This is a genomic window from Mesorhizobium sp. M1365 (assembly GCF_040317865.1).
Classification (GTDB): Bacteria; Pseudomonadota; Alphaproteobacteria; order Rhizobiales; family Rhizobiaceae; genus Mesorhizobium.
The window spans coordinates 64,526-72,344 of sequence record NZ_JAMYLG010000025.1 but is presented as its reverse complement, the minus strand read 5'-3'; the positions used below and the strand labels follow the sequence as shown (position 1 = coordinate 72,344).

General features: G+C 58.9%; 5 protein-coding genes and 2 pseudogenes. 3 read left to right on the top strand and 4 right to left on the bottom strand.

All coding sequences use genetic code 11. The features are described 5' to 3' along the window. Positions 1 to 1,114: 1,114 nt before the first annotated feature. Positions 1,115 to 1,699 (top strand): annotated as a pseudogene (locus NKH04_RS22950) (arginase family protein); the annotation flags it as partial. 2 nt (positions 1,700 to 1,701) lie between these two features. Further along, positions 1,702 to 2,756 (top strand): annotated as a pseudogene (gene ocd / locus NKH04_RS22945) (ornithine cyclodeaminase). Between the two features lie 79 nt (positions 2,757 to 2,835). Here the strand turns inward: ocd and NKH04_RS22940 are convergent. After that, a complete protein-coding gene (locus NKH04_RS22940) occupies positions 2,836 to 3,039 on the bottom strand; it encodes a hypothetical protein (RefSeq protein ID WP_353045017.1) in 204 nt (67 codons plus the stop codon). Positions 3,040 to 3,254: 215 nt separating this feature from the next. Here NKH04_RS22940 and NKH04_RS22935 point away from each other — a divergent pair, with 215 nt between their 5' ends. Further along, the gene (locus NKH04_RS22935; RefSeq protein WP_353045016.1) at positions 3,255 to 3,734 is read left to right on the top strand and encodes a hypothetical protein; all 480 of its coding nucleotides are present in this window, start codon (positions 3,255 to 3,257) and stop codon (positions 3,732 to 3,734) included. A 174-nt stretch (positions 3,735 to 3,908) separates the two neighbouring features. Here the strand turns inward: NKH04_RS22935 and NKH04_RS22930 are convergent, their stop codons facing one another. The 3 genes from NKH04_RS22930 to NKH04_RS22920 form a co-directional block, all read right to left on the bottom strand. Continuing rightward, a complete protein-coding gene (locus NKH04_RS22930) occupies positions 3,909 to 5,072 on the bottom strand; it encodes a bifunctional DNA primase/polymerase (protein WP_353045015.1) in 1,164 nt (387 codons plus the stop codon). A gap of 532 nt (positions 5,073 to 5,604) precedes the next feature. After that, positions 5,605 to 6,336 carry a hypothetical protein gene (locus tag NKH04_RS22925; protein WP_353045014.1) on the bottom strand — a complete coding sequence of 244 codons (732 nt, stop codon included), beginning with the start codon at positions 6,334 to 6,336 and terminating at the stop codon, positions 5,605 to 5,607. Continuing rightward, entirely contained in the window at positions 6,333 to 7,652 is a 1,320-nt protein-coding gene (locus tag NKH04_RS22920; protein ID WP_353045013.1) for a tyrosine-type recombinase/integrase, read from the bottom strand. The genes NKH04_RS22925 and NKH04_RS22920 overlap by 4 nt, the downstream gene beginning before the upstream one ends. Positions 7,653 to 7,819: the final 167 nt, after the last annotated feature.

The following is a 7,819-nucleotide window of genomic DNA, read 5'->3' as shown; positions in this document are numbered from 1 at the left end:
TAACTTCGCTCGTAAGGGCGACCTTAAGAGCGCAGCCTCGCTACCGTGCCGTCCTCTCGCAAGGCGGCCTTCGCCGGAGGGTATCGCCTTAAGTCGCAAACTATTGGCATCAGAAGCAGCGCGCCGGGCTTCATTGACGGTGCGACGCACACCATATGGTGATGGACAGCCCTCCAAAACGAGAGAAGCTCGCCCCGGCGCGGTCGCACTGCGGCCGTCAGCCGGCAATAGCTATGAACTAGGATTCTGAAAACCATCATGCCTGAAAATATCAGACTAGCTACGAGAGACGTCCCCCTTATCCAGCTCGGCGTCTATCAGTGCCGCTTCCCGGTGAGCGAAGACCCCTCAGTACCTGGCGGTTACCGTTTTTGTGCTGGGCCGACTTCGCCGGATCGCGTCTACTGCGATCACCACCACAGCATCGTGACCGCGGTCGACCCTCGTCTAACCCGTTCAGGTCTTCATCCTGCTCAACGACGCGCCGCGTAATTTAAGCGGGCGGCGGCCCTCGAACAGGTAGCAAGGGCTCCGCGTGATGCGCTCCGACGCTGAAACTCGATGTCGGCCGTTTGAATCATCGTCCTTTCGCGGACTGAGCCCTCTGCGCGCCGGCGGTAGCATTGCTTGGTCAATCGGGCAACGCTCCCAGAGCACGGGCCGATACTCGGTGCTGTAAATTCGCAAAGCCAATGCTCAATCAGCCCGATCCATTGCTTGATCATCCCGCGAGCACGGGACATGCCGTGGCGACCCCCGTTGGCCGGTTCGATGTCGACGAACCGCTAGAGCAAAACACCCGCTCGGACCCTGCTGCGCCATGTCGCCCTCAAGCTTCGTTGAACACCTGAGCGTGACGCTCGATCAGCCTCCGATCTAGTCCTTTGGGCCAGAAGGTACGATGATGCCAATTGACGAGAACATCTCGGTGTCTTTGACAGCACCGTACACGTGCACGACATAGAACGGGTCGTCAGGTGACCGAGATTTGAACATGTTGAATATCTGAAAACCCTGTTCCTCAGTGTGCGGAACGGCCGAACCAACGAGCCGCTTCACATACTCAGCCAGCGACTCGCCGCGTGCGAAGTTGCCAACTACAGAACACATCTTGACGGGTGACCCGAGGTTCGTGCTGTGGCTCGACGCGCATCCGGACTTCCACACGCTCGACACCACCGCCAGCGGCAATCTGCACGGTGTCCCGCTTGCTTATGCCAGCGGTCAGCCGGGTTTCAGTGGCTATTTCCCGGATCTGCCGGCAGCGGTCGATCCAACCCGTATCTGCACCATGGGCCTGCGCAGCGTCGACCCGGCCGAGCGCAGCGCGCTCAACCAGGCGGGGGTTACCGTGCACGACATGCGTGCCATCGATGAGTATGGCATTGCGCCGCTGCTGCGCGCCTTCCTAGCGCGGGTATCTGCCGAAGACGGGCTGCTGCATGTCAGCCTGGACGTCGACTTCCTCGACCCGTCGATCGCGCCCGCAGTCGGCACCACGGTTCCCGGCGGCGCGACGTTCCGTGAGGCGCATCTGGTGATGGAGATGCTGTCCGACAGCGGCCTCGTTTCTAGCCTGGATCTGGTCGAGTTGAACCCTTTTCTGGACGAGCGTGGACGAACCGCGACGCTGATGGTCGATTTGACGGCGAGCCTGATGGGACGTCGCATCATGGAACGCCCGACAAGGAGCTTTTGACAATGACCACGCCAAAACTGAACGTCGTTCCCTTCGTCAGCGTCGACAGCATGATGAAGCTGGTGATTGCTATCGGGGTCGAGCGCTTCCTGACTGAGCTGGCCGGCTACATCGAGGAAGACTTCCGCCGCTGGGAACTTTTCGACAAGACGCCACGCATCGCCTCGCACAGCCATGACGGTGTCATCGAACTAATGCCGACAAGCGATGGGCGCCTCTATGGCTTCAAATATGTCAACGGCCATCCCAAGAACATGCGCCAGGGTTTGCAAACGGTCACCGCCTTCGGCGTGCTCGCCGATGTCGGCAGCGGCTCCCGATGCTGCTCACCGAGATGACCATCCTGACGGCACTGCGCACCGCCGCCACATCCGCTGTGGCGGCCAAGTATTTGGCGCCGAGCGGCGCACGCACCATGGCCATCATCGGCAATGGTGCCCAATCGGAGTTCCAGGCGATCGCCTTCAAGGCGCTGATAGGCATCGACCGGCTGAGGCTCTACGACATCGACCGGTCGGCGTCGCGAAAATGCGCGAAGAACCTGGCTGGCATGGGATTTGACATCACCATCTGCGAAACCGGGGAGGAAGCGGTTGAAGGTGCCGGCGTCATCACCACGGTCACCGCGGACAAGCAGTGCGCCACAATTCTCACTAACAACATGGTTGGCTCCGGCGTTCACATCAACGCCGTGGGCGGCGACTGCCCCGGCAAGACCGAACTGCACAAGGACATCCTGCTGCGCTCCGACATTTTCGTCGAGTTCCGACCACAGACACGCATCGAGGGCGAAATCCAGCAGTTGGAACCCAATCACCCGGTGACCGAGCTCTGGGAAGTGACTGCCGCCAAGGAACAAGGCCGCCGGGACGCCAAGCAGATCACGCTGTTCGATTCCGTCGGCTTCGCCACGGAAGATTTTTCGGCGCTGCGCTATGTGCGCGACCAGCTGCAAGCGAGCGGCCTTTATGAGGAACTCGACTTGCTCGCTGATCCCGACGAGCCACGCGATCTATTTGGCATGCTGCTCAGGGCGGCTATGCAGCCGGCCGCGTGAGGACCTCGACCAAAACAAGCCCGTGGCCGTCGGGGATGTCTGATTTCAGGCAGACGCAAAGCTAACCTCAACGACCGAACTAAGGCGCGAAGCTGCCGTTCACGTCACCATCAGCGAAGCGATCACCGTCCATCCGGAGAGAACGGCGGCAGCGCTCCAGTCCTCTTTCGGTGACGCCAGACCTCTGGCTGATCATCGCCTGCGGTGCGAGAATCGCGTCTTCTGATGATGGTTCAGGACCAAAGCGGCTGCTCCCTTGACCGGTGTCGGAAATATCCGACAAGGTGTTTTCGCCAATCAGCTAAAAAAAAGGGCACCGGTCGGTCCCAGCGTTAGGTTTTGCATCTTTAACGACATGGTGCCAGGGGCCTCGGCTTCCGCTTTCAAGCTATCCTCTCACGCTCTATTAAAGGTTCAAGTCACTGATTCCTTTTGAAAAATTGTCTTGCCAAGTCGGTTATTTCCGATTTCACTCGACTCGAACACTGGAGGCTTGTGATGGTCGACATATTGATTTGGACAGCATTCGTAATACTCGGGTTTGCGATCCTGCACGAACCAATCATTGCTTGGGTAGAGGACAAGTTGAATGGTGATGATGGCCACACCCGTATGGTCACCGCCTTTCATGATGATCGGCGAGCCCGGGGTTTGAGATATCAGCAGCGTTGTGACGAGCTTCGCGTGCGGGAGGCGCTGGCCAAGACACGCCGCATCGCAAGTGATCGCGTGGGTACGAACGTGCCCGGCTGGTTTGACAACATTCAATTGACCAAAGAGGAGGTTATTTCCGACCTAGCGTCGGACCGGCCGGACCTCGCCGAGGTTCTTAGGAGTACACTCCGCGATCTTAGCTACGGCGACATCCTTTATCCGCGCGAGGCTCAAGCCGTAGATCGGCTTTGCCTTCAGAGTGCGAAACGCGTGGCACCGACTGACGATCAGATTGCTGCGTTGCGAATTGTGCGTCCTGGCTGAGCACGGGGCTCGGTAGGAAATAACCGATAATCTTTCCACGTGCAAAATCGGCTATTTCCTACCCCTTCGTCATGCGCTCATCGGTTATTTCCTTCGGGTCGCTCGCGCCCGCTTACGCTATCGGCCGCCCTTAATTACTCTGAGCATTGGTCCTGTGGGGGACACTATGTAATACTACACCCTCCCCCCATCCTTCCCCCCTACCTTATGTCCCCAACCTAGCAGGTAGAGCACTGCTCTGCCCTCATAACCAACCCTGAATAGGCACCCCTCTTCAATGAGGATGTCCCGTGCCCGGATGATCAGTTTCCTCGAAAGTGGAAGCACACCAGCCTTCTGCATTGATGCCGAAGCGATCTTGAAGCGCTTGCCCTGGATATGTCCGTGGTTGCTCTGGAGCAGCGAGTAGAGACTCCACGCTTCGCAGCCGTTCGGCCGTGCAAGCACCCGATCCATAATGTCGCGCCGGAGCATCATTGCGGAGTGCCTGCCTTCCCACAGCGAATTGCCTTCGCGGTATCCCCAAGCCGACCTCGCTGTTTTCTGGACTTCCGCGTCCGAAAAATCCTCCGGCGAGTCAAACATGATTGTCCGCATCTGCAGTAGATCCGCAAGCAATTGCTCGTAGGTAGACGCGGTACGGGTGTAGGCGACCGCGCACGCGAAAAGTTGGTCGTTTCGGGCGCCCTTCGGGATACTTGCCCTCCCGCTGGCGGGATGGGCTTCGGGTATCTCCGATGGCCGGCGGTCGACGAATTCGGGAAGAGCACGAACATCGCAAAGCGCCTCGCCAATCGCGATATATTCGACCCCGTCGGCGCGGACGCTGGCAGCAGCCAGCACGTATTCGTTCGGTCCGGCCTTGAAGTCGATCGCGATATTCGGCAGGCGAATATTCTTTGGTGCCTTGCCCGAGAAGCGATAATAGTGATGCACGCCGCGCCGTGTGCGGACCTGAACCGTGCTTTCGCCGAAGCCTTTGCGGACATAACTACGCGCCTCCGGTGTGTCCGCGTCGACATCTACGACGAGCATCCCAGGCAGGCGCACAGCGAAGGCACGGGATCCTGCAGCGAGCATTCTGTGGAGCACCGCGTCGATCGGCAAGGCCGCGCGGTCCTTGTACCTGACGAGCGGCGATTTTCCTTCATTGCCGCCGATCGGCAGCAATGAATGACCTGCCCGGTAGAGCCGTCGAATTTCTTCGACGATTTTATCCGGAATGCTTGCATCTTGGTCCGCTTGGGCATATTTTCCTCGAGATCCCTCAAGATCATCGCTTCTGATGTCCGCCGTCCCTGGCCCGGGGCGGCGGCTTCGATTTTGGCTGGGCCTCATCTTCCGACCCCCCCATTCGGTTGGCGCGCTGGATCGTTTCGATTGCGTCAGGCAGGCTCAGATCGAACTCACTGCGCATTGTCGGTAGGAGCGGTCGCCTCGCGGCCGCCGCGTTGGCGACAAGCCATGCCGCGGCACGGTAGATTCCTATTAGCATCTCGAGAACCGGGTACATTACGCTGCCTCCGCAGAAGCCCCAGACGGCGACGGCAAGTCCGCGCTGTCCGTCTTAAAAGTGACCAAGCCCGCTCGCTCTGCCAGCTTTTGATCTACCTGCCGCGCCAAGAACGTCTTCTTGCCGTCTCCGACAAGGTTCACAGGCTTCGGCAATCTGCCGGCTTTAACCGCGCGATGGACCGCTGCGCGGCTGCGTTTCAGCACTCTGCACAGTTCGTCGGTGTCGAGCAGATGCGGAGTTCCCGGGGGAAGCACTAGATACGTCATTGTTGCTCCTTTCGCTGCATTGTGTTGCAGCTAGGAGCATCAGCCGGTCAAAGGCGGCGTCATAGGAACCGAATTAAAGAAACTCGGCTCAGTTCGTTACCAACTCTTGTCTTTGCAGCCGACGGATCACCTTAACCCAGGCTTCGCGGTCGATTGCCTGTCCGACCTGCTTGGCCACCGGATCTACGACGGCGACTATAAAGTTCAGCATCGGACTGCGAGGTGCAGGGGAAATTTTGCAGGCGGTAAATGTCTTGCCCGTGATTTCTGCCCAACTCAAACCTGCTTCCCGCACAAAATCGTCGCGGGGATGGAGATCACGCTTTCCAACGATCCAGGATTCTTCAATGGCGGGTTCAGCGAGGCGCTTTTCCTCCTTTTGCAGCGCACGGAAAGCGACCTCGTGTATGAAAGCGTGCTCGGAAATCCGTCCCTCAAGATACGAGGAAGCCAACTTCGGCGTGTCCTGTATTTCGGACGCTGGGATGGGCCAAGTGCCGTCGCAATTTGGCGGCTGTTCGCCGCGAGGTAGCAGATGCATCGCTGCCGAAATCGTGTTCCGGTGACGAGCCCGTCGTTCAGCAAACAAGTCTTTGTCGCCCTCGTTTCTTTTGATCCTTTCAGACAACGCTACGCGGCCGAGATACCGATTCGCCTCGACATATAAGTGGATCATGTGCTCACGCACTGTCTTGGGGTCGTCACCATGCAACGCTGCCGACGCGGCAACGCGGATTGCCTGCTGCTCTTCGACCGAATAGCGAAAAACAGTGGCGGACCCCGATTCGAGCGACGGACCGTGCAAGCGCCTCCCCATCATGTCGCCCTCCCCGCGATCGGCACCACATTGGCGCCTCCGGACATGATCCCTGCGAGGCGATCCGCCCAAAGGCTCAGGGCAACCGTCATCTCAGGAATATAGCTGTGTCGGGCGTAAATTCTGCTGGTGACGCTGGCCCGCGTCATAGAGACGTGGTTCAAAATATGGGCGATTACGAAAGGGTTAACGCCGAGCTCTTCCATGCGCGTTGCGGCAGTCCGGCGCAAGTCGTGAGCTGTGAACGGCTCGACTCCGAGAATCGTTGTCTTGCCCTTGACCGTGATTTCTTGCCGCTTGAGTGCCTTCGCGATTGCAGCCCCGCCGATCGAACCTTTTGCGCCGACGCCGGGAAAGATGAAGGGCGACGGCTCACGGTCCATCCGCTTCGCCAGTTTTTCGGCCTCGGCCATTTGGTCGCGGATAATGTCAACGGCCATTGCCGGCAATGGAAGAGTGTGGCCGTTCGCGTTCTTCACCCGCTCGGGCGGAAGAACCCAAAGCGAGCGGTCGAGATCCAACTCGCCGCGTGTCATCCCGCTCGTCTCACCTACGCGGGCGCCCAGGATGAGACAGAGCCGGATCACTCGACGCGTCCCTTCCCACATGTCAGCTTTTGACAATGCTGCCCACATTGTGCGAATTTCGTCGACGCTCAGCACGCGATCCCGCTCTACAGGCTTTGCCGGCGGCTGCATGCCTTCCATCAAGTTCGCATCGAGATCGCCGCGGCCACGAGCCCAGCGAACCATGGCACGAAGATCCTCGAAAACGCGGACCGCTTCCGTCGCTGCCCCCCGGTCGGTAATCGCGTCGATTGCCTTCGTCAGATCGCGTCGATGAAGTGCGGCGAGTTTCATTTCGCCGATGGGCCTCGTTACATTTTCCGGGTCGTCGATCTTCCGGCCTTCCGCGTCCCTGCCGCTGACATTCTTGCGCAGCCTGCGCGCGATTTCGTCTCCGCTCCGATTCTTCGAAGCCCGTCGAGCAAGATAGTTCTCGACAAGATCGGTGACCGACATGGAAGCCGCTTCGGCGCGCTTCTCGGCAATCGGGTCGAGACCGTCGGTGACATCACCCCGTGAGCCCTTTGCCGCCTCCCGAGCCTTTGCCAGCGACAGATCGGGATACCGACCGAGTTTCAACCAAGCGCGCTTATCGGTGCCAGGCTTTGTGAAGACGAGGAAGAATGCCTTTGCACCACCCGCCGACACGCGCAGACACAAACCAGTAGTGCTCGAGTCGAAAAAGTCGGTCTTTCTCCCCTCTCTTACCTTTGCGGCTTGGCAGAAACGATCCGTAAGCGCTACCTTCGGCATGATGCCTCCGACCAACCGGTTTCCATGATCTACGGATTGATCTACGCCAGAACGCGCGCTTTGTCGATACAGGTTGAGACAAATCGACGCGGCCTGAGGCACTTTATGGTAGCGATATCAGTTGGTTGGTCATTTCAACGTGTTGCAATCAAGTGCTTTAAACATCG

Coding starts and splice junctions, on each gene's coding strand:
- NKH04_RS22935 (WP_353045016.1), top strand. CDS start 3,255: ATGGTCGACATATTGATTTGGACAGCATTCGTAATACTCGGGTTTGCG.
- NKH04_RS22930 (WP_353045015.1), bottom strand. CDS start 5,072: ATGAGGCCCAGCCAAAATCGAAGCCGCCGCCCCGGGCCAGGGACGGCG.
- NKH04_RS22925 (WP_353045014.1), bottom strand. CDS start 6,336: ATGATGGGGAGGCGCTTGCACGGTCCGTCGCTCGAATCGGGGTCCGCC.
- NKH04_RS22920 (WP_353045013.1), bottom strand. CDS start 7,652: ATGCCGAAGGTAGCGCTTACGGATCGTTTCTGCCAAGCCGCAAAGGTA.